The organism is Rhizobium sp. WW_1 (assembly GCF_003610155.1).
GTDB lineage: Bacteria > Pseudomonadota > Alphaproteobacteria > Rhizobiales > Rhizobiaceae > Rhizobium > Rhizobium tropici_A.
Genome location: NZ_RAIN01000001.1, coordinates 421,188 through 444,650 on the forward strand (window position 1 = coordinate 421,188; position 23,463 = coordinate 444,650).

15 protein-coding genes are annotated in these 23,463 nt (G+C 57.5%); 6 read left to right on the plus strand and 9 right to left on the minus strand.

Annotated features, from left to right (window positions below; all coding sequences use genetic code 11):
- Nucleotides 1-172 precede the first annotated feature (172 nt).
- Together BJ928_RS02020 and BJ928_RS02025 are read left to right on the plus strand one after the other, a co-directional pair.
- Nucleotides 173-1,528 carry a hypothetical protein gene (locus BJ928_RS02020; protein WP_047628731.1) on the plus strand — a complete coding sequence of 452 codons (1,356 nt, stop codon included), beginning with the start codon at nt 173-175 and terminating at the stop codon, nt 1,526-1,528.
- Nucleotides 1,521-2,354, plus strand: coding sequence for a Cthe_2314 family HEPN domain-containing protein (locus BJ928_RS02025; RefSeq protein ID WP_047627407.1), 834 nt, complete (start codon nt 1,521-1,523; stop codon nt 2,352-2,354). The genes BJ928_RS02020 and BJ928_RS02025 overlap by 8 nt, the downstream gene beginning before the upstream one ends.
- A gap of 13 nt (nt 2,355-2,367) precedes the next feature.
- Here BJ928_RS02025 and BJ928_RS02030 read toward each other — a convergent pair whose 3' ends face one another.
- The 9 genes from BJ928_RS02030 to BJ928_RS02070 all read right to left on the minus strand — a co-directional run bounded on the left by BJ928_RS02030 (nt 2,368) and on the right by BJ928_RS02070 (nt 18,155).
- A complete protein-coding gene (locus BJ928_RS02030; protein ID WP_047627408.1) occupies nt 2,368-4,620 on the minus strand; it encodes an aminomethyltransferase family protein in 2,253 nt (750 codons plus the stop codon).
- 110 nt (nt 4,621-4,730) lie between these two features.
- Entirely contained in the window at nt 4,731-7,232 is a 2,502-nt protein-coding gene (locus BJ928_RS02035; protein ID WP_052227454.1) for a hypothetical protein, read from the minus strand.
- 144 nt (nt 7,233-7,376) lie between these two features.
- Nucleotides 7,377-8,129, minus strand: coding sequence for a helix-turn-helix transcriptional regulator (locus BJ928_RS02040; protein ID WP_052227455.1), 753 nt, complete (start codon nt 8,127-8,129; stop codon nt 7,377-7,379).
- A gap of 170 nt (nt 8,130-8,299) precedes the next feature.
- Nucleotides 8,300-9,232, minus strand: coding sequence for a phosphotransferase (locus BJ928_RS02045; RefSeq protein ID WP_047627409.1), 933 nt, complete (start codon nt 9,230-9,232; stop codon nt 8,300-8,302).
- A 20-nt stretch (nt 9,233-9,252) separates the two neighbouring features.
- Nucleotides 9,253-11,670: an FAD-dependent oxidoreductase gene (locus tag BJ928_RS02050; protein WP_047627411.1), complete on the minus strand. Its 2,418-nt coding sequence runs from the start codon at nt 11,668-11,670 to the stop codon at nt 9,253-9,255.
- Nucleotides 11,671-11,714: 44 nt separating this feature from the next.
- The gene (locus tag BJ928_RS02055; protein WP_052227456.1) at nt 11,715-13,703 is read right to left on the minus strand and encodes an ABC transporter permease subunit; all 1,989 of its coding nucleotides are present in this window, start codon (nt 13,701-13,703) and stop codon (nt 11,715-11,717) included.
- The gene (locus BJ928_RS02060; RefSeq protein WP_047627413.1) at nt 13,703-14,704 is read right to left on the minus strand and encodes an ATP-binding cassette domain-containing protein; all 1,002 of its coding nucleotides are present in this window, start codon (nt 14,702-14,704) and stop codon (nt 13,703-13,705) included. Before BJ928_RS02060 ends, BJ928_RS02055 begins: the two co-directional genes overlap by 1 nt.
- A 75-nt stretch (nt 14,705-14,779) precedes the next feature.
- The gene (locus BJ928_RS02065) at nt 14,780-15,655 is read right to left on the minus strand and encodes an ABC transporter substrate-binding protein (RefSeq protein WP_245432216.1); all 876 of its coding nucleotides are present in this window, start codon (nt 15,653-15,655) and stop codon (nt 14,780-14,782) included.
- A 295-nt stretch (nt 15,656-15,950) separates the two neighbouring features.
- On the minus strand, nt 15,951-18,155 hold the full coding sequence (locus tag BJ928_RS02070; protein WP_047627415.1) for a methyl-accepting chemotaxis protein: 2,205 nt from the start codon (nt 18,153-18,155) through the stop codon (nt 15,951-15,953).
- Between the two features lie 209 nt (nt 18,156-18,364).
- Between BJ928_RS02070 and eutH the strand changes: the two genes are divergently transcribed.
- The 4 genes from eutH (at nt 18,365) to BJ928_RS02090 (ending at nt 23,462) form a co-directional block, all read left to right on the plus strand.
- Nucleotides 18,365-19,612, plus strand: a complete 1,248-nt coding sequence (eutH, locus tag BJ928_RS02075; RefSeq protein WP_047627417.1) for an ethanolamine utilization protein EutH — start codon at nt 18,365-18,367, stop codon at nt 19,610-19,612.
- Between the two features lie 35 nt (nt 19,613-19,647).
- A complete protein-coding gene (locus BJ928_RS02080; RefSeq protein WP_047627419.1) occupies nt 19,648-20,415 on the plus strand; it encodes an N-formylglutamate amidohydrolase in 768 nt (255 codons plus the stop codon).
- Between the two features lie 274 nt (nt 20,416-20,689).
- Nucleotides 20,690-22,057 (plus strand): glutamine synthetase, encoded by a 1,368-nt coding sequence (locus BJ928_RS02085; RefSeq protein ID WP_047627420.1) that lies wholly within the window; start codon nt 20,690-20,692, stop codon nt 22,055-22,057.
- Nucleotides 22,058-22,067: 10 nt separating this feature from the next.
- Nucleotides 22,068-23,462 (plus strand): aldehyde dehydrogenase family protein, encoded by a 1,395-nt coding sequence (locus BJ928_RS02090; RefSeq protein ID WP_047627422.1) that lies wholly within the window; start codon nt 22,068-22,070, stop codon nt 23,460-23,462.
- Nucleotide 23,463: the final 1 nt, after the last annotated feature.

The following is a 23,463-nucleotide window of genomic DNA, read 5'->3' on the forward strand; positions in this document are numbered from 1 at the left end:
GATGTCTCGATCAGCGCCTCCCAATGCGAAGTCACAGCTTTCAAACATCGCTTCGAATCCTTGCCTCCGCTTTTCAGTGAACAACACCATGTCGATGAGATGCAATTCACGGAAAGATCTTGCATCTATAGCGTGAATATACTCCAAGTTTATCGACATGGGCGGGGGTGACATGGCATATCGTACTATCGCACTTAGCGAGCTACTTGTTAATCGTTCGAACGATCGTCACGGTGAATTAGAGAACGAGACTGCAGCCATAGGCTGGCTTTTCTCCAATCATCTTGGGCAGATGCGAAAACTTGCCGAAGACATCGTGAAGTCCAAAGGGCTCTTCGAGCCGCCTCTGGTCTATCAGGAAGGGCGTCAGTTCATCGTATTCGATGGGAACCGCCGGACGACTTGCCTCAAGGTGTTGGCGGATCCAAAGCGTGCGCCGAACGCCGAGCTTCGAGAGTATTTTGAAAAACTTCGATCCCAGTGGGTCGGACATTTTCCCGATCGAATCCTTTGCCGGGTTGAACCCGATAGGGACGTGATCGATGAAATCCTCTACCGCCGTCATACGGGAAGCCAGTCCGGCGTCGGACAGAGCACGTGGACAGGCCGGATGAAGACGACGTTCGTCAACCGGACGGGTAAGGGCGGTAAGTTCAACATCGCGGACGAAATTGAAACCAGATTGAGGGCTGCAGACCTGCTTCCGAAATCAGGTCAGATACCGCGCAGCAATCTCAGTCGCCTTCTTTCCGCAGAAGCATTCCGGAACCGCGTAGGCATTTCGATGGCGAGAGGCCGCTTCGAATTTATTCGCAACGAAGAGGCTTCGCTGAAGGCTTTATCGCGGATCGCGGAAGATCTCGTATCCAAGCGCAAAACCCTGGACGACGTTTGGGACGTTGACCGAAAGCTCGCCTATCTCGACGCGTTGGAACGGGAGGGAGTGCTCCCGACCGCAGCAGACGCTTTGCCTTCTCCTGGGTCCAGAGGGACAAAGCCGGCCAAACCAGTGACCGGCGCCTCGCCAAGTGCGGCCACAAATAGTGGCGTCGCTACCGTCGTTTCGATCACCACCGCACCTCGGCCGACCAAGCGTACGGCGCTGATCCTTCAACATGATTCCGGGGTCGCGTGGACGGGCCGCCTGCAACGACAGCGAGCAATATGGGAGGAGCTTCAGTTCAAGCTCGACCTTGAAGAGCACCCCAATGCAATCGCCGTCCTATGCCGCGTGTTGATCGAGTTGTCGGTCGACAATTACCTCAAGCAAACCACGCTCGCTACGGCGGTGGAAAACGACCCGCTCGTCAAAAAGATCGTTGCCGTTGCGGAAGACCTTCGTTCGCGGGAGAAGGTCGACAAGCGGTATCTCGAGGTCGTGCGTAAGGCTCGGACCATGGACGCCATCATATCCGTCGACACCCTCAACAAGTATGTGCACTCGTCAAACCTTGCTCCAACATCGGAGCATCTCGCGGCGCTGTGGGACACGTTCGCGGAACTGGTGGTCCATTGCCTCAATGAATGATCGGGCCTCACCTGCCGTTCGCAGTAGACCTCCGCGTCGCCAAACACGCTTTCTGAAACGTCATATCGCGACCTCCGACCATCATAGTTTCATCACGCGTCTGTCGGAGCTGGGCATCGTTGCCTACCACTTCGACAGCTACGAGGAGCTCTGCCGCCATCCTGACTGCAAATATGCCTATGACACTGGGCGGTGGATGAAGACACTAACCCGGCGCGTGGAATCCCTGAACATCGTTGGCGACATGTTGTGGCTCGACCCAGTGCCACCAAACTTCAGAAAAATGCCTCTCACAAGATACCAGTGGCTTCAGATCACCAAGGATGTTTTCCTTGTCAGGTATGTATCCGTCGTCGACTGCGCGCTGCTTTTGATCAACGAGGTTTTCGAGATGGGGCTCCCGCAACGCGCCTGCACGATCGAACGAGTTGCCAAGGCGGACATCCCGACCGAACTACGGCGGCAACTCAAGGCGATCGCAGATAGCCAGGAACTGGTTCGTTCTGAGCGAAATAGTCGCGTTCACCGCGGTGTCGAACTAGAGCTCACCGACGACGATGCGACGTTCGAGACCGCCTCACTTTTCATAGATCGCTACAACGGAACGCGCGGCCGCGACCGACACGGCCGCAAACTTGATCTCGACATTGCTTTCCGCGCCGGTCTCGTAACCATGCAGCGCGAGTTCAATACGCAGGTACGCTCGCTGGAACGGCAGCTTGATGGCGTGTACGACCTACTATGGGAGGCGTTCGAAGCGAGGTTCGGCCCATTGATCGCCGCAGCGACACATGGCCTTAACGTCGGTTCGCGGCATCGCCCATGAAGTTTGTTACCGCTCACGAGCGGGGCCGCAGTTTCTCAGGATCGTAGTGCGCGAATCTTGCTACCGTCGCAGGCAGCCGCTTCGCGTGCCCATCGAGCTTGCCGATCTCGACTTGAGTACCTATCGCCGACGAGAGTGCGTCGATGCGTGCAAGAGCGATGTTTTTGCGAAGGATTGGCGACCGAGTACTGCTCGTCACAACGCCGACCTGGGCTTTTCCGATAAAGACGGCATCGCCGTGGCCAACCTCGTCGTTTGAATCTAAGTCGAGCCCGACGAGCTTGTAACGAGGATGCTCCTTACGTTGAAGAAGTGCCTCCCGACCAATGAAGTCGTCAGCCTTAGACTTCAGAGGAACGGTAAATCCAATACCCGCCTCGAACGGATCGGTCTCGGACGTGAACTCATGGTCGGCGAAAATCAATCCGGCCTCGATGCGAAGCATGTCGAGCGCTTCCAGCCCCATTGGCTTCAGACCAAAGTTCTTTCCGACCTCCCAAACAGCGTCGAACACCTCAAGTGCGTGTTTGGGGTGACAGAATATCTCGTAGCCGATTTCACCAGAGTAACCTGTGCGCGAGACCACCACGGGCACGCCCTCGAAATGACCGATCCTTCCAACACTGAAGCGAAACCACTCCAACTCTCCTAGTGCCGGCTGGCCGGGTGCGGTCCAGATGACCTCCTTCAGCAAATCGCGGCTTTTTGGTCCCTGGACAGCGATGTTGTGCATCTGATCTGTCGAGGATCTGACCCAGACTTCGTATCCGATCTTCTGCGCCTGCTCGCGAAGCCAGACGCCGCTGTAATCGTCACCGCAGATCCAACGAAAGTTGTTGGGACCGAGCTTGAAGACTGTTCCGTCGTCGATCATCCCGCCATTCGGGTAGCACATCGCCGTGTAGACCACATGGCCCACAGCCAGCTTGCGGATGTCCCTGGTCAGGCAGTACTGAAGCAAGGCCTCGGCGTCCGGCCCCGTTACCTCAAATTTCCGCAACGCCGAGAGATCTATCACGGCACATTGCTCACGGCATGCCCAGTACTCGGCCGTCGGACCCTCGTTGTTGAAGCGAGTTGGAAGCCAGAATCCGCGATACTCCGTATGATGGCGGGTAAGCGCGGAGAGGCGCGGATGAAAAGCCGTTTCTTTAGTCATCTGTGGTTCCGCATCTGGGGTCGGGCGATAGGCGATCGCGCGTGAAAACTTGTTGTCGGCAGCATAAGTGCGGACGAGAATGTCAGTGGGATTCCATCCATTTCCTGAATCGATGTCGTCCGGGCACGAGGAGCTGACACACACGATGTCGGTCAACGCCTTCATCAGCACGTAGTCGCCGGGACGAGACCAAGCTTCGTCCGAAATGATCTGATCGTGCGCGTCGATTCTCGAGTTGTAAAAGAAGTTCAAAGCCTCCCACCCCTTGCGCGCGGCGATGCCGTAGGGATCGAGAGCGCCGTTGAAATTGTCCGTGCAATTGATATGGCCTGGATAGCCCATGTCGTCATACTGGCGAGAGTTGCAGGCCGTCGCGAAGGCGTCGTGTCTACCGACTGTGTCCCGAACGATCTCAACGAGTGGCTCGAAATCGAACGCAAATGCCTTGGACGGCAAGCCCGGAATGGGCATCGCACGATGGGTAAGCGTGCGCGTGACGGTCGCGTCGAGCGCGTGTTCGATCCCTGCATCTAACTTGCGGGCAGAGAAACACTGAAAGTCGGTCATCTGACGACCATCGATGTCAAGCACCTGGATGTACTCGCCCGCCTTGACAAGAAAAGCCTGAGCAGACGCCGCGCGAATGCGTATTTCCTGCAGCGGATCGCGAAGCGGATTCGGAAGCGGCGCCCCGCCCGCCTTCACGGCAGTTGGGTTTGCGCGTTGGATAAACACCTCCAGATCGGTCGCCGTGTTTTGTCCTGTCACCTCCATCTGGTCCGCCGGGGCTGAGATATGCAGGGTTGCGTCGCGCTGCACGATAAATTCGGCGCTTTCCCCGGCTCGACCAGATCCGAAAATGCAAAACGTTCCTTCGCCGCCTGAAAGGCCAAGAATGGAAATGTCATCACGCCCCTCGAAGTCGGTCGGCCTGACCTCCGCGCGCTGCAGCCCTTCTCTATCAATGATCTTGACGGCGTCGCCAGCTTTCACGGTGACCGCAAGGGAGCCGCCACCCTTCGCCAGGTAGCGCTCCGTCCCGATCGGAAGCGCACGGTGCGCGGGGCGGAGTACCCGACTGGGTCTTGGGGGGAGCAGAGAGGTCATGTGTTTCCTTTCGCTCGGACGGCCAACCACTTGCCGGCGAAGTCCGTGATAAGGAAACTAGCTATCGGGCGGATGGCCGGTCTATATCACCAAGGTAATACGAGGCGCTGTCAGCGGCGGCCGCGCGACCAGTGCTTGTTGGAGCGCTGTGCCGAGTTGCGCTTGGCGCTTTTCGCTACGACGCGCTTTTCTTCCTCGAACGATTTCCGCAAGGTATGTGTGAACATGTCTTCTTCCTTCATCCCAAGCGAATAAAGCTCTCGCTCCCTCATTTCCTCTTCCGCAAGGTACTCGATGAATTTCTCAACGCGATCGAGCCTGATTTTGACGCGCTCGAGACGCTCTCCCTTCGAAAACAGATCGAATTCCTGTCTGGCGGCGTCGACCAGATAGTTGCTAACCTGCTCGCTGAAGATGCCGCAATCGGTGCACACGAGATCGAGATATGAAAAGAAGTATGCGAGTTCGCGGACCATGTAGAGCCCGTAGGTCGTGATCTTAACGCTGTCGACCTGGTCTGAGTACTGGTCCAATCGATTGTTGGATTCGACAAAGCCGTGCTTCAGGAGAACGTCGAGATTCGCTGTGAAGTCGTCACCCATGTTGAAGGTGTTCACGAAATAAGATTTGAGCTCCGCGACTGAGACGTAGGAAGGAGTCGTGCGCTCTATGCTCTTGGCCAGTTTCCGCATGATCCGAAGCGCGGTGAAATGCGAGCCATGCCGGGAATTCCTAACCTGATAGGCGTTCGGGATGTCCGACAGAGCCTCATCGTAAAAGTAGCGGTTTGGGATCATCACCGGCTTGATGATCTGGTGGATCTTGAAGACCCAATTTCCCGAACTCAACATTTCGTCGACGTTGGTGTAGCCGGATAGCAGAAAGCTTCTGAAGAGGTCGAGAGACAACCGGGTGTCGCCATGGGCGCACGCTGTCAAGAAAGCGTTCAACGGCGACTGCTCGCTGTTGAAGTCCCTAAAAATGATCGACAGATAGTTCATCGAATCATCGATGATCTTCCCATTTGTATCCTCGAGGCCGATCTTGTGACGGCGCTGCGGTTCGTTAAGCAGCGAATTCACGTAGCTTATTCGCTTCTTGAACACAGTCGAGGGCTTGGGGGAGCTGATGTGAAACCCCGAATTCTGGAATGCGTCCAGAAGTCCGTGAATCTTTGAGTTGTAGAAGCGTTCCTCGCGCATCGAGATCAGAGTGACGCAATTCAGCAGGTTGCTGATCTCCTGGGCTGATGTGAAGCAAAAGTCCTGAAGTTCCGGGGAATACTGGTCGGTGTTGTCGACAACGACGATCACGCCTTTTCCCTTCGACGCCCAATAAGACGCGAGCCTGGCGGCACAGTACGGCTTGTCCTGCTTCCATTCGGCGGCGAGTGCGTTCAGACGGGAATTGTAAATTTCGGACTTTCTGTCGAATCCTTCCAGATCCTGCTTTCGTGCAATCTCGAAGCGGTCGGCGAACAGCTCCTTCAACAGATTATCACGTGCCGACTGAAGCAATCCGTCGACATCTAAGGATTCGACCAAGCTCGACCATATCGTTTCACGGATAACGCTTTGGTCTTCCGGAACTTTGAGGAGATCTACGATAGCGATGACCGAATGCTCGCGAAGCCACCTTGGCGGATTGTGCCGTAGGACCCGCTTCACGAAAGTCGATTTGCCGGCGCCCTTGCCGCCGAAAAGTACGAGGACCTCGCCCCTCCTGCCACGCTTGATGTTCTTGGTGAGACGACCTCCAAGCTGCCCGCCCCTTCCGGTGTTCTCTAACTGATTGACGCCGTAGCCCTTGAAATAGGGGCTCAAGGAATCCTCGATGAGAACGTTGATCCCCTCGGACATTTGCGTGTAGTCGCTCTGCGAGACGTAGCAACGCTCCATGAACTCCGTGTCGTCGTCCCCGATCACGCCGAAGTAATGATTAACGATCGGCCGGAGCGTACCGGCAAGCCTGTTCGAATTGATCTTGTGGCCGTACGAAGGGATTTTCTCCTTCGGAAAGAAGATATGTCTGTCCTTGGGAGGCGAGCTTGAAAGGGCTTCGTTGAGCGAAGCGCGATCGAAGATCGCCCCGAAGGAAAACATGTTTTGGCTTTTTGTGAAATCCTTGTCGAAGAACGCCAGGCTCCGAATGACGAAGGCCTGCAGGTTTTCAAAGCGTTTCCCCTTTTCGAACGTCTTAAAGAAGATCCATTCGTGACCATTGGTGATGCAGGCGTATTCACAGCCGGTGTCGAAGCAATAGCCTTTGACCTGGTTGATCGCCGCTTTGATGTTTTCGTTCGACATCAGCTTCGACATCGACATGTAGCAGTGCGTCTCGCTGTCGACATATGGGAAAGGCAGGTCGAAATAGACGCCAGCTTTTTTGGCTTCGATGAACAGAAGATGATCGCCATTTGCCTTCTTCAGCACATAGTCGGCAAATCCCGGCGCGATATACTCTTCGACTGAGACACGATTGCGTGGCCAAGATAGGCAGTCATGAATGATGCCATCGATAATTTTGTGTCTCGTCTCCGCTTCGTTGCGGTCTCTGGATTTGTTGGCGTCTACGATTTCTCGGACGCAGGCAAGCTTATCCGTTACTGACATTCAGCGCACTTCCCAAACTGCGAATCACATCTCGAAAATATCCTGTAAGTTGTGTGTTCAGGGCGACGCAGTCAACCACGGTGAGCGATACAGCGCGTGCTTTTCCCTGCTTTCCCCCGACCGAAAACAGACCCCGCCGGTCCTTCATGGCCTCAGCATTCTGTCTATGTACATTTTGAAAAGTTCAGCTTGACTGCTGATGGAGAGCCTTCGGTAGATGTTCGCACGATGGACTTTCACCGTGCCTTCCGACACCCCCAGATGCAACGCGATCGATGCACTGCCGTGACCTCGCAAGATGAGTCGAACGATACCTCGTTGTGCAGGCGTAAGGCTGTCGGCGAAGAGGTCATCAAAACTGCCTTCCGTCTGATCGAAATCCACGGATCGGACTTGATCGGGTTTGGACATTTCGAGCTTTTCGAGATGCGATCGCACAGCCTCGCCCACGATTGGCGCGCAGGCAAGGCAAGCCTCGATCCCGACGAGACTTTCGTCCAAACCTAAAATGAGGGTCGCCGTCGACTGCGCTGACAGCGACATCGTATAGGCAATATATTCCGGAGGGGGGTCGGAGGGTTTGAACCGGACGACGGTGCACTGAGGCGACGTTTCCAAAATAAGGATTCCGCTGTCTGGGCGCGAAATGACTCGATCTCCCTCACCCCTGGTGCGAGCGAGATCAAGCAATTCATTCAGGTCGCCCGAGGACACGCCGGGCGTACCCTCCGGGCCGCGATAGAGAACCGTCAGATCGCCGATGAAGGATGAGGTCACAAGCAGGCAGTGACCAACATCTACTCTGCTGGCGATAAGCTCTCGTAAAGATGTGCCGAATCCTTCAGCGCCAAGCGACGCGAAAAGCTTCGCGATCTCATGTATGCCGAATAGGATCATCGACGGCTTTCAATGACACGCGCACGCGTCCCACAACTGATGCCCGCGCGGACGCATTCCCGCCGTCGCGCGTGCGGGCAACGGTCCAAGGTTGGTAGGAAGCAACGCCGGCGAATAAATTAAAGCTCTCGCCCCGATCGCCTTTCGCTGATCGGGGCGCCGTCTGAGCATCAAGCCTGGGCCACCGCCGCGACTGCGGAGCTATAGTTGGCGGTGGCCATCAACGCGGTGCATCGTTGGAAGCGATGCATCGCGTAGGCCCAGAAGTCCTCCGCCGGGTTGTCGTTTGCATGCTGGATGAGGCCCCATAAGGTCCAGACCAAGTCACACAAGGCCTTGTAGATGACTATCCGTCCATACTCCGCGTCGGTTGGGAGACGGCCGAAATAGGCGTTGAGCAGCTCGCCTTCCTTCTCCTCCGAGAGGCTGGCCTCGACTATGAAATCTCCCAGGTCCCACAAGGGATCGTTCATGCCCGAGTATTCCCAGTCGACGATCCACATCCGATCACCGACGTCGAGGAAGTTTTCACTGAGAGGGTCGCAGTGGCAGGGCGCCAGCGGCAGTGGCTTAGCGTTGAGGGCTGAACGTGCCTGCTCGGCCGAGGCCAGGGCCTCGCGATATCCGTCGGGCACAGTGGAATCCTTGGTCGCAAGGTAGGCCATGTACTCGTCAATGAGCGTAAAGACGTCGAATCGATTTTCAAACGTGGCGTCGCTGCTATGCAGGCGTTTGAATGCCTCGCCCGCCCGAAACGCCGAACCCTCGCGACTGGCGAACTCTTCCGGCGACATCGTCACAGCACCCTTTATGAAGGCCGTGACGCTCTCACCGCTTACTTCGTTGAAGAAGAGCACCGGGGCGCTAACCCCTACTCGCGCGGACTCCCTTGCCGCGCGAGCCTCGTAACGTCGATTGATGTAGGCCTCGGTGCCGACCCCCGGTATTCTCACGCATAGTTCGTCCTTGTCGGTCTCGACGTGGTAGACGACATTGGTCATGCCTCCCAAGCGGGTGACCGTCTGTACGCGAAACTTTTCCGGAAGGCCTTCGACGATTTTTTGCACTCGTTCCATGTCCGGTTGTTCCCCTTTCATTTTCATAGAACCTCCTCCCGCGTGGCTTAGGCCTTGAGACGCTCCATCTTTGCATCATAAAGGCAACGAGGGCCTCGCTCTGCATCGTAGCTGTTTCCAAAAGCTTCGATTTCGAAGGACTTAGCGGAGGCATTCTCGAGATCGAGGTAGCCGAAAGCGATAGTCTTCTTCATCGAATGGCCATAGGCCGTACTTGTGGTCCGTCCCACGACTTTGCCATCGAGGATGATCGCCTCGCCTCCATGGAATGGTGCGAAGCCTTCGACGGTGAACGAGCACAGGCGCTTCGTGACACCTTCAGCCTTGATCCTTTCCAGCGCCTGCTTCCCGATGAAATCCGGCTTGTCCAACGCCACGCAGAAGCCCAAACCCGCTTCGTAAGGGTTGTAGTCGGGCGTGATGTCGCCGGACCAGTAGAGATAGCCCTTCTCCATGCGGCAAGAGTCGATGGCGCGATAGCCGGCGTTCTGAATGCCGAACTCCTGGCCCGCCGTCCAAAGCGTGTCGTAGACATGCGCGCCGTATTCGATCGGAATGTAGAGTTCATAGCCGAGCTCGCCGACGTAGCCGACACGGGCCGCGATAGCGCGGGTATAGCCGATTTCGATCGTGCGAACCGCGAAGAATGGCAACGCGTCGTTGGAAACGTCGTCGTCCGTGACCTTCTGAAGCACCTCGCGCGACTTCGGACCGCAGATGTTGAGAACGGCGTAGCTGCCGGTCACGTCGCGGATGGTCACGCCTTCGGGCAGATGCTGGCGCACCCAGGCGCTGTCGCGCACGCCGAACGCCGAGCCGGTCACTAGCAAGAACTTCTCGTCGTCCAGATGCATGAAGGTGACGTCGGATTCGATTCCGCCGTTTTCGTTACAAAGCTGGGTGTAGACGGCTTTGCCCGGCGCCCCGGAAATGTCGGCTGCAGCGATGCGCTGAAGTGCTGCCTGCGCGCCCTTTCCAGTGATTTCGAACTTCGAGAACGACGACTGGTCGATCAGGACGACGCGGTTGCGAATAGCTTCGCACTCGGCTCCAACCGCATCGAACCAGTTCGGCTTTCCTTCGAAGCTCGGCTTGTCAAACTTGTCGTCGGATGGACGGGAGAACCAGTTGGCTCGCTCCCAACCAAAGCGGCTTCCGAAGATTGCACCGGACGCTTCAAGCTGAGCCTTGAACGGCGAGAGGCGCAGATTGCGCACGGCCTGGTTTTCTTCGGCCGGCCAATGGATCTTGTAGTAATTTCCGTAGGCTTCGATTGCACGTTCCTCGAGGTAGCGACCCTGGCTGTGCGGAGCGCCGAAGCGGCGCACGTCGAAGGACCACAGATCCATCCCCGGATCGCCGTCAAGTATCCAATTCGCCATTGCCTCACCGGCGCCACCGGAGGCCGCGATCCCGGCGGTGAAGCCGCATGCGACGAAGAAGTTGTCGAGTTCCGGAGCCAGGCCCATGATCGGCTCGCCGTCGGCCGAGGCCGGAATCGGGCCGTTAATGACGGTCTGGATGCCAACCTCGTTGAGGACAGGAAGACGCTCGGCGCAAGGCAGCGCGAACAGTTCCAATCGATCCATGTTTTCCGGGAAGAGTTCACGTCCAAATTCGAACGGTGGTTTGGAGCGCCAGCATCCCTTCGTGCCGTCCTCCCATCCGCCGATCGCAAAGGCGGCGACATCCGGCTTGAGGTAGAAGTTCTTGTCCGGATCGCGCAGAGTTGGAAGGTTCTTCGGTAGGTCGAGCTTTTTTTCAGTCAGGAAATACTGGTGCTCAACGACGCCGGCGGCGAGCGGAACACCGGCCATGTCGCCGATGCGTTTGGCCCACAGACCGGCGCAGTTGACGATGATGTCGCAGCCGATCGTACCATGGTCGGTCGCGACGCCGACAACGCGGCGTCCTTCCTTGATGAATTCGGTGACCGTGACACCTTCCTGGATCTTGACGCCGTTCTTACGAGCCGTGGCCGCGTAAGCGTGCGTCAACGCGTAGGGGTCGATGTAGCCGTCCGACGGAATGAAGGCGGCGCCGACCACGCCTTCCGGATCGATGTATGGGAAGAGTTCCTGGGCCTCTTTGGCAGAAAGCGAGTGGCATTCGAAATCGAAGCTCTTTGCGAGCGTCATCGAACGGCGAATTTCGCTCCAACGGGCTTCCGAGGAGGCAAGGCGGAGGGAGCCAACCTTCTTCCAGTCGATGGTCAGACCGGACTCTTCCTCAAGACGATCATAGACCGCTACAGAGTTCTGCATCAACTTGGTGAGATTCTTCTTGCCGCGGAGCTGGCCGACGAGACCTGCCGCGTGCCAGGTGCAGCCGTTGGTGATCTGCGATTTCTCAAGAACGATCACGTCCTTCTCACCGCGGCGAGAAAGATTGTACGCAAGCGAGCAACCAATAGCACCGCCGCCGATGATGACGATCCGATAGTGCTGGTCAAAGGTTTTCGACATGATTAGCCTCCAATGAGATGTCGATGGTGTTCAGGCAAGGCGGTTCAGGCCGCGTGCCGTTTGGAAAATTTCAGCCGCCAAGCGACTATGAGCCGCTCCGCGACGATCGCGATGAAAGCGATGGCCAGCCCCGCCACCACGCCACGTCCGGCGTCGGCCTTGGTCAGTGCGATATAGGTCTCTTGACCAAGGTCTCGGGTACCCACCAATGCAGTGATGACGAGCATCGAAAGCGCCATGACAATCGTCTGGCTCAAACCAAGCAGCATTTCCGGCACGGCCAGAGGAATCTTGACTTTGAACAAAGTCTGGGTCGGCGTGCAGCCGCTCATGACCGCCGCTTCGACGAAATGCTCTTTCACATGCCGTATGCCGAAATCCGTATATCGAATGGCCGGCACGATAGCGAAAGCGACGATCGCCACCAGCGCGGAGAAGTCTCCGACTTTGAAGAGCATCACGACGGGTATCAGGTACACGAAGGTCGGCAGCGTCTGGAGCGTGTCACAGACGACGTTCAACACTTGATGAGCTCTCTCGTTTACAGCGGCCAGCACTCCCAGTGGGAAGCCGATAAGCAAAGAGAGGACCGTTCCTATTCCGCAGAGGTAGATTGTCATCATCGCCGGCTGCTGAAGACCAGCCATGAAAATCGCGGACATCAGAACGAACACGAGCGCGGAAAGCGTGGGTCCGGACAGGCGCCATGCGGCAACCCCGGCGAGCAGCGGAAGTGCAAACCATGGGAGCCCGAGCATGAAGATGCGCACAGGAACCATCACGTTGAGGAGTATCGCATTCTTCAACGCGTCGAGTGGTGTAGACAGGTTGAAGGTGAGCCAGCGAGCAAACTCGTTGAGTGGCTGCTTTGCGGTGAACACCCAAGACACAGGGAATGAGGTCGCGCTCGGTAGTGCGACGGCGATGATGTAGCCGACGATTGCCACGGCAGTGACGATGACCCAGCCCCAATTGTTGACCCAAAAGGAGCGTTGATCATCGTGGTGATGTTCACGAGCTCTTGTGACGAACGCCTGGCAAAACCGGTCGAGCAGGATGGCGAGTGCGACGATTGCAAGGCCCGCTTCCATGCCCGTACCGATATCCAGTCGGCGCAGCGAGGTAAGCACGTCGAAGCCCAGGCCGCCGGCCCCAATCATGGACGCGATGATGACCATGTTGAGCGTCATCATCACAACCTGATTTACGCCAACCATGATCGATGGCATCGCCGATGGAACAAGAACCTTGAAGATGAGCTGCCTCTCAGTGCAGCCTGCAATCGACCCAAACTCCGAGATTTCCGGTGGAACGCGCCCCAGCCCCAGAACGGTGTTTCGGATCATCGGTGGCATCGAATAGATTATGGTCGCTGCCAACGCCGACGCCGGACCAAAGCCGAGCAAGATCAGAACCGGAACCAGATATGCGAAGACGGGTACTGTCTGCATCAGGTCGAGCACCGGTGAAATGAGCCGCGCAAACCATTGGACACGGTAAGCGACGATACCGAGCAGGAGCCCGAAAACGACCGAAATGAACGCTGCGACGAGTACCGACGACAAAGTCACCATAGACGACGCCCAGTTTCCGGTGATCAGGATGAATCCCAGGCCAAGCGCCGTGACGAGCGCCAGCGGGCGACCGCGGAGCCGATATGCGACTACAAGGAAAATCGTCGTGACGGCGAACCAGGGTAGAGGCGCGATGTCCGGCGCTCCGTCGCCGGGTGTAAAGCGGAAACCCGTAGCGATAATGCCCTGTACGGCATTGAGTAGGGCGTCGAGCATCGCGGCGATCGCACGTGTCATCACGCGTATCGGCGGCAAACCGGAAATCTGTGGAGCATCCTGCGTAAGCCAGGCCATTGCCGACTGGATCCATCCGGAAAACGGCACGACGTACTCGCGAGGATAGGTTTTTATCGCGGCAGGAAGAAAGAACGAGCCTGCCAACAGCAAGAACGAGATGGTCGCAAGCGGGACCCGTAGGACCCGCCCCTCCGGGGCGGATGAATTAACTGCCATCGTCATCAGACCGCCTCAAGCTCAATTGGCTTGCCAGTAAGGGAGGCGATTACGTCGCCCTTGGTCAGGATCCCTGTCAGCTTACCGTCAACCAGGACGCCGGCGTCCTCACGCCCCCCTAGAACCTTCGCGGCGACATCCGCGACCAGCTCGTTTCCATCGACGCTGACCGATGGTTCGAAATTCGCCCGGAGCGGTCGTGCAAGTGTCCTTGCCCTCAGCACGCTTGATCTGTCGCAATGCCGGGTGAATTCCGTGACGTAAGGGTGCTTGGAGTGGATCACGAGCTGCTCTGGCGTCCCTATCTCCAGAATTTCTCCATTGCGCATGATCGCGATGCGATCTGCCAGTCGGATCGCCTCATCGAAGTCGTGTGTGATGAAGACGATGGTCTTCTTCAACTCGTGCCTGAGGCGGATGAATTCATCTTGCAGTTCACGTCTCAGAAGCGGATCCAGCGCCGAGAACGGCTCATCCATGAAAAGGACTTCAGGTTCAGAGGATAGTGCGCGGGCGATGCCGACGCGCTGCTGCTGGCCTCCCGACAGTTCGGACGGAAAGTGGTTCTCGCGGCCGGCAAGTCCGACGGTCTTTACAAGTTCGCGTGCTTTCGAGGTTCTGGTTTTCATATCGACGCCGCGAACCGAAAGCGGAAACGCCACGTTTTCCAGAACGGTAAGATGCGGCAGTAGAGCGAAGTTCTGAAAGACCATGCCCATCACCTTGCGGCGGATTTCCATGAGCTGTTTCGGGCTCGCACCGGTGACGTCGTTGTCCGCGACGTTAATGCGGCCTTCGCTCGGCTCTATCAGCCGGGTGAGACACCGAACCAGGGTCGATTTCCCCGATCCGGAAAGGCCCATAATGACGAAGCATTCGCCTTTTTTGATCGTAAAGTTCGCGGCTTTGAGGGCTACGACGTGCGCGTCGGTGGGCTCTTCTCCCGGAACGTAGGGCGGCCCGTAGACCTTCCACACGTTCTCACAGGTGATCATCGAACCGGCCATGACAGACTCCCGGTTTAAAATAATTTTAGGATGGATTCGGGGGCGCGTGCGCGTGAACGCGCACGCGCGTCGGGCTTAGTTAAGCCACTGCTTCCACGTGTCTTCGTGGGTCTTCAGCCAATCCGCAGCCACTGTATCGAGGTTCTCGCCATCGACGTCCACGCGCTTGATAAGCTCGCCCATGTCCTCATTGGTGATATGGAACGCTTTCACAGCCTTTGCCGCGCCCGGCCACTTTTTCTCCAGTCCGACCCAGGCAGCCTTCCAAACCGGCCCGCTCGGCTTCGCGCACGCGTAGGACTTGCTGGCATAGCAGTCCGGCGTGTACGGCGGGAACTTGATCCATTCGCCCTTGTACTTGATTGGCACCCAGTGCGGCGAGTAGACCCACAGGACGATCGGTTCCTCCTTGGCATATGCGGCGTCCAACTCGGCGTAAAGCGCCGCATCGGTACCTGCGTGAATCACGTCGAAGTTGATCGGCAGATTGGCGATCCGTTCCTCATCGTATCCACCCCAAGTCACCGGCCCGCCGAGATAGCGGCCCTTGGGCGCGGTTTCCGGGGTCGAAAACTGGTCAGCGCACTTGTCCAAAGCCTTCCAGTCCGGAAGGCCGGGGCACTTGGCAATCATGTATTCCGGAACCCACCACTCTTCCTTGGCAACCATTCCGGTCTCGCCCAGGTTGACCACCTTGCCAGTCGCGACGGCGGCCTCCAGCGCGTCACGAGCCGTGGTGGCCCAGATTTCCATAGCGACGTCCAGGTCTCCCGACTGCATGCCGGTCAACTGAGCGAGGTAGTCGGCTTGAACATACTCAACATTGTAGCCGGCCGCTTTGAGCACGCCGCCCATTATCTTGGTTGAAAGAAGCTGGCCCGACCAGTCGTTAAGCGTGAGCTTGATCGGATCGGGCGATTCCACAGCGTAGGAATGCGTGGCCGTGAGCAATGCAGCTCCAAAACCGACCACCTGAAAGACTCTTCTCCAGTTTGACATATCGAACCCCTTTATTGGTTGGCTACCTAAATCGGCGCTTGTCGCGCTCTTGAGGGGGACTTTGTGGCCGATCTCCACGGATGTCAACGTATTTTGTGGGAACGTTGTGGCAAATTCTGCAAATTTACGAGGTCAACACCTATCAAAGTCGCAGGGTTTCGTGGCTATCTGTGGGAAATTTGCTCCACCGGCGATCCGAAATCGTCGGTGGAGTTCGTGCAACGGAGCGGCGCGCTCGGTCATTGAACTATGCCACGAAACGCAGTGCGGTTGACGTAGGAAGGCGATCAAGTCTGAACTGTGCGAGCAGGTCGTTCAGCGATCTGACCTCAGACATCAGAGAATGAGCCGCAGCGTTCTGTTCTTCCACCATGGCAGCGTTGCGTTGCGTCCCTTGATCGATCGAATTCACTGATGTGCTGATCTCGTGGAGCGATGTCGATTGCTCCCTCGCCGCGAGCACGATCGCTGCGACGTGACGATCTATCTCTTGCACCTGGCTGGCAATGTCTGTCAGCGCAGCGCCGGTTTCACCGACGAAATCGACGCCGGCGCTAACCTGATCGCTCGAGCGGGCGATCAGCGCCTTGATCTCGCGTGCTGCCAAGGCAGAACGTTGTGCGAGTTCCCGGACTTCCTGAGCTACTACGGCGAACCCTTTTCCAGCTTCGCCGGCCCGCGCCGCTTCAACGCCCGCGTTCAATGCAAGGAGATTCGTCTGGAACGCGATATCGTCAATTACGCCGATAATGTTCGATATCTCGCGAGACGACGTTTCGATTTCGCCCATCGCCGAGACGGCTCGCTGAACTATCGCCCCGGATCGCTCGGCGCTAGCGCGTGCGGTTTCGACAAGCATGCCAGCCTCCTCCGCACGTTTTGTCGTGTCACGGACCGAAGAGGTGATTTCCTCGACAGCAGCAGCCGTCTGCTCGACCGAGGCTGCCTGCTGTTCAGTGCGTTTCGCGAGGTCGTCCGCAGCGCTGCTGATTTGCGAAGTGCCCGCGGCGATCGCGTGGGCGTTCTTTCCCACCGAATTTAGCGCGGCCTGGAGCTTCTCCGCAGATGCATTGAAACTCTGCCGCACTTCGTCGAGGCTTCCCGCAAATGGCTCACCAATCCGGCATGTCGTGTCGCCCCCAGCCAGTGCGTGAAGCGCATCACCAAGCAGGGTCACCGCCGAGCGCGTTTGCTTCTCCCGCATTTCCGCTTCCGCGCTCCGCGCCTGCCGCTCTTCATCCTCTCTTGCGAGGTTCTGCTCTGCTTGCCGTTCCAGAGAATCTTTCGCGCGTGCAGCGCTTTCCAAAACGCCGAGCGCTCGAGCCATTTCACCGATTTCGTCTTGCGAAAGGGAATCAGCCAGCTCCCCAACCGTTCGCCCTGCGGCAATGTCGGCGGTCGCGGCGATTACCCGGCTCAAACGCCGATGGAACCGGCCTGCCAGCACCGCTGCGATCGTAACAAGCAGCACGGCCGCGATGGCGATTATGGCAAACGACGTAATGGCCAGGGTCTGAACGCTCGCATAAAGTACGGCGTTTGGCACCACGACGACGGCGTACCAAGTCGTCCCAGGCAGAAGATCGACAGGAACGGCCAGGGCCACGTCAGGACCGCTGCCATCCGCGCCCGGCAGGACGCCAGTCACGCCAGGGTGGGCGATTATTTCGCGCCAACCCTGCGCGTCCAGACCCGCTGCCTCAAGGCTCTTGCCGCGCGCGGCAGGATTGGAGTGACTGATGATCATCCCACTAGCCGAAACAAGCGCGACGTGTCCGCTTCCTAGTGGACGAAGAGTTGAGAGATCGCTCGCAAGCGCGTCCAGCGCCAAATCTACCCCAACCGTACCAAGAAATTGGTCACCCTTGACGAGTGGGACCATAAACGACGTCATCAGGACGTCCGCCCCGTCGATAGAATAGGTATACGGCTCCATAAGGAGCCGCTGCTTGGTGCTTTTGGGCACTAGATACCAGTCGCCCGCGCCAGGCTTGTCGTAATCGACAAGCGGCGTCACGCTCACCTCTCCCTTTGCCCGCACGAAATAGGGGATAAACCGGCCGGTCCCGTCGGAGGTCGTCGTGCCGACAAAGGCTTTATCTCTGCCGTCAAAAGCGCCTGGCTCCCAACAAGTGCTCAAACCGAGTGCGAATTCATTTTCCGCGATCATTCGAGAGAACACTCGGGTCACCAACTCCCGATTCGGCTCAGGACCGTCTTGAATGGCAGCAATCGCCGAACTCGCCTGATTCGCTAGACTTTCCGCTCGCGCAAAGACCGCCTGTACCCTTCCGGCGCTCTCATGGGCGACCGTCGTCATTTCGGAAATAGAGTGCCTTTCAAGCGCCTTGTAGGACAGTCCCAGTAGAACTCCGGCGGTGGCGACCGTTGTTACGACTCCGGCAGCGACGATCCCCACCATATTCCTTGCAGTTGCGGTCCTGACAAACATTGCTTCCTCCAAACAACCCAGGCCCCCGACGGCCCGCGAGCCGCAAACTAGTCAATTTACCTTTACAAAATCACTAACTCCCACTCTTAGCCTCATAAAATGTGCGCAAATACGATTGAAGTCGTCAAAATCATGTGGTGTTGTGTGGCTTCACTTTACACTAAAGCTGGTCAATTCGCTTTAAGCGAAGATCAGTTGGAGGAAATAAGGTGGATCAAATCGGAACCTATGTGATCTACGTCATCATGTTCTGCGCGGTACTGGGGGCGTTGGCAGCAATTCGCAACGACCAGGACGGACTTGGAAAGGAGTTTCTCGAAGGACTCCACAGCATTGGACCTATCTTCGTTCCGGTGGCCGGTATTATGGCATCTGCGCCTTACCTCTCGGCGTTCGTGCGAGAATACGTCGGTCCGTTGATGCAAGCGGTCGGCGCCGATCCGGCGATCGCCGCTACGAGCGTGATCGCTAATGACATGGGCGGCTACCAGCTCGCCCACGCGCTGGCCACAAGCCCGAATGGATGGGTTGTCGCTACGGTCATCGGCTTCATGGCTGGACCAACCATTGTGTTTTCAATTCCGGTCGGTTTGGCGATGTTGGAAAGAAAAGACCACCGTTACATGGCGCTCGGCGTGATGTACGGCCTCTTGAGCATTCCCGTCGGCGTATTCCTCTCCTGCCTGGCGATACTCGTGTTTCAGCCTCCGATGAGGGCCGAGATAGGCATTACCGGCGCGACTCAGCCCATCTTGCTGGACATGCCGACGGTGTTGGCAAACCTCGCTCCACTTGCGGTTTTCTGCATCTTGCTCGCGATGCTCCTTCGCCTGGCGCCTCGTATCGTCGTGGCGGCATTCCTCCTCTTTGGCCGGATGATGTACGCCGCAATCACCATCGTCCTTGTTCTTTCGGTGGTCCAGTACTTCACCGGATTGCCAGAAAAGATCTTTGGCGGCTGGGGCTTCGATCCGATCATTGCGGATAGCGCCGACCAGTTCCGCGCGTTGGAGATAGCGGGCTACATTGGTATCATGCTCGCTGGCGCGTTTCCGATGGTCTATTTGATCAAGCGGTATCTTTCGGCGCCGATGGAAGCGATCGGCGGACGCATCGGCCTGGGAGCTGCAGGCGCTGCGGGCCTGATTGCGGGCGCAGCGAACATTCTTGCACTTTATCGGCTGATTGCCTCGATGAAGCCGATGGACAAGGTCCTTTGCATCGCATTCGCGGTCTGTGCGGCGTTTTCGTTCGGCGACCACCTCGCCTTTGCGGCGAACTTCCAGCCGGCGCTGATCCCGTTCATCCTCCTAGGCAAGCTTGGCGGCGGCGCAACCGGCTTCCTGCTTGCCAAGACACTAGCCGGCCCTGCGGTCAAGCAGTTGTCCTCTTCGGAGAGCGACGAGCAACCATCCGTGCGTGCCGAGGGTGACGTCGCGACCCAGCAGGCAGCATGACGACTAATTACCCCTCTCAAATACCGGAGAAGACAATGTCTCAAATAAGCCAGTCTCAACTGCTGGGACCAGACGACGGGCCTGCCTTTTCCGTGCATCGCCCCGACGGGGGGAGCCCGATTATCCTTCTTTGTGAACACGCGTCGAACAGCTTGCCAAAAAGCTTGAAGCAATTGGGCGCTTCATCCGAGACGATGTCGAGCCATGCGGCCTGGGATCCCGGAGCCCTCCAAACGGCGCTTAAGATGTCCGAAAAGCTCGATGCGACCTTGGTACAACAGCGCTTCTCGAGGCTTGTATACGACTGCAACCGCCCGCCGACGTCGGCAACGGCCATGCCAGCAAAAAGCGAAGTTCACAGCATTCCGGGGAACGCAAACCTCTCCGCCGCCGAGCGGTTCGCCCGGACCAGCGAAATCTACTGGCCGTTTCATCACGCGGTGTCCGACGTGATCGCACGCCGCGCGTCCGAGGGGCGCGAAGTTGTGATCGTGACAATTCATAGCTTCACGAAAGTGTACAACGGCGCGGTCAGAGACGTTGAACTCGGTATTCTTCACGATGCGGACGCACGCCTCGCCGACCGAATGCTGGATGCAACCAAGGACTCCAAGCAATTCAACACTCAGCGAAATGCTCCTTACGGACCTCAGGACGGCGTCACCCACACGCTACAAATCCACGGCATCGCGACGGGGCTGGAAAACGTAATGATCGAAATCCGGAATGATCTCATAACCGACGATGCCGGACAGCTCGCCATGGCAGAGTATCTATCCAAGGTACTCGAAGCGTCCCTTTAGCACCCTGACGCTCATTGCATGCGGCGCCCCTTACGCGTCGCATGCGTCTCCAATGCAAAGAGATAACCTCAAAAAGCGCGCCTTAAAGTCACTATTACCATCATATAATGTGGCATTATGTGGATTTGTATTGACATGCGAGGCTTTGGGGTTTTAGCTGCGATTCAACGATCGACACCTCAACACATTCCCTCATCGCTTTTGCTTCGACCAGCACCGCGATCGGGATGCGGCGAGGCTCCGGCGACGCCCAACAAAATCTCGAGGGAACCCCATGGAATTTTCAGACGTCAAAGATGCTGCGGGCTTGAAGCAGTTGCTGCAGGAGCGGCCCTATAGGCACATCAAGGTCGGCGTGTTCGACATCGACGGCGTGCTGCGCGGAAAGTACATGTCGCCTGACAAGTTCCTTTCTTCCATCGAAAATGGGTTCGGATTTTGCGACGTCGTTCTCGGATGGGATTCGAGCGACCAACTCTACGACAACACGAAGCTCACCGGTTGGCATACCGGCTATGGTGACGCGCAGGTCAGGATCCTCCCCGAAACTGCACGGGAAATACCCTTCGAGCCCGACACCCTCTTCGTATTGGGCGAGTTCGCGGGCAAACTTGAACCGCTCTGCCCCCGCGGCGTTCTCAAACGTGTATTGAAAAAGGCCGAAGAACTAGGCTTTCAAGCCAAGGCGGCATGCGAGTTCGAATTCCTTGTCGTCGAAGAAACGGCAAAGTCCCTTTCCGACAAGCGTTACCGCAACTTATCGCCGCTCGGCGTCGGAAACTTCGGCTATTCCGTTATCCGCAATTCAGTCAACACACCATTCTATCATGGCATGCTGGATCTCTTCGAGGACATGCGCATCCCAATCGAGGGACTCCACGAAGAGACCGGTCCGGGAGCGCTTGAAGCAGCGATCGGCGTAGACGACGCCCTGTCCGCCGCGGACAAGGGAAACCTCTTCAAGACTTTTGCCAAGATCTTCGCGCAGCGGAACGGCCTTTTCACAAGCTTCATGGCCAAGTGGGACAGCTCGTTCCCAGGTCAGGGCGGGCACGTCCACGTATCGCTCGTCGACAAGAACGGCAAAGGTGTATTCCACGACCCCAGTGCGGATCGTGCCATCAGCGAGACCATGTTGCACTTCATCGGCGGCCTCCAGAGACTGGCGCCCGCCCTCGCAGCATTCGCCGCGCCAACGGTCAACTCATACCGACGGCTCGTGCCGGGGTACTGGGCTCCGACGGCGGCGACCTGGGGCGTGGACAACCGGACCGTCGCAATTCGCGCGATCACCGGAAGCTCGAAGTCGCAGCGCGTCGAATTCAGAATTCCCGGCGCGGACACCAATTCGTATCTGACGTTGGCGGCCGCACTTGGCGCAGGCCTCTGGGGCATCGAAAACCGCATCAAGCCGGAGACGGAGCTTTCGGGCAACGCATACCAGATCCCCACCCCGGAGCATCAGCAACTCCCGCGGACGCTGACCGACGCGGCTGCGGCGCTCAACAATTCCGAGGAGGCGAAGGAGATCTTTGGAAAGACTTTCGTCGAGCATTATGCAGCAACCCGCGACTGGGAAGACCGCGAGTTCCGGAAGCAAGTCACCGACTGGGAGCTTTCCCGCTACTTCGAAATTATCTGAGGACCATGAAATGACCGATACCCAGCGCACTATTTCCCCTGTCGACGGGACAGTCGTCGTCGAACGAAAATATGCTGCCTCGCAGGAAATCAACGCTGTCTTGGACGCTGCCGTTTGGGCGCAAAAATCGTGGAAGGCTACAACTCTAGCTGAACGAGTTGAGATCTGCGAGAGGTTCGCCCAGTATCTGCTCGATCATCAGGAAGAAATAGCGCTCGACATCACGCGTCAGATGGGCCGTCCTATTTCCCAAACGCCAGGTGAAGTACGTGGTTGCGTGGATCGCGCGCGTACCATGATCGAGCTCGCACCTGAAGGGCTCGCCGACGTCCGCCCAAAGGCGCGCGACGGCTTTGACCGATTCATCCGGCGCGCTCCCGTCGGTGTCGTTTACGTGATTGCACCTTGGAACTATCCTCTTCTCACCGCAATCAACACGATCGTTCCTGCAATCTTGGCAGGCAACGCGGTCGTCCTCAAGCATGCGGCCCAGACGCCTCTCTGCGGCGACGCTTTCGCCAAGGCGTTCGAAAGCGCCGGTCTTCCGAAAAACGTGTTTCAGGCGCTGGTGGTTGACCACGCCGACGCGGAGCGCATCGTCGGTGATCGACGGATCAACCATGTTGCCTTTACCGGTTCGGTTCGCACTGGCCACCTCGTCCAGAAAGCAGCGGCCGAAAGGTTCATCAGCGTGGGCCTTGAACTCGGAGGCAAGGACCCAGCATACGTCCGCGCTGACGCCGACATCGCGTTTGCAGCGGAGAATCTGGTCGACGGCGCGTTCTTCAACAGCGGCCAGTCGTGCTGCGGGATCGAACGAATCTACGTTCACGCAAGCGTCTACGACAAGTTCGTGGAACGCGCGGTGGAAATCGCGAAGGAATACAGGCTGGGCGACCCCATGGATCCGAGCACAAATCTCGGGCCTGTTGTCAGCGCTTCCGCCGCCAAGTTCATTCGCGGACAGGTCGATGACGCTATTGCCAAGGGCGCGAAGGATCTCGTTCCCATTACGACCTTCGAGAAGGATCGCCCTGAGAGCGCTTTCGTGTCGCCTCGAATCCTTTCCAATGTCGACCACGGCATGCGCCTCATGACAGAGGAAACCTTTGGACCTGTCGTTGGCATCATGCGCGTGGGAACCGACGAAGAGGCTGTCAATCTCATGAACGATAGCGACTTCGGCCTCACGGCATCGATCTGGACGAGCGACGTTGCGGCGGCCGAAGACCTGGCTGACAAGATCGAGACCGGCACCGTGTTCCTGAACCGCTGCGACCATCTCGATCCTTCGCTTGCTTGGACGGGAGTGAAAGACAGCGGTCGTGGCGTAACCCTGAGCGTGCTCGGGTTCGATCATCTGACGCGTCCGAAGTCGCATCATTTCCGGCTAAACACTGAATAGA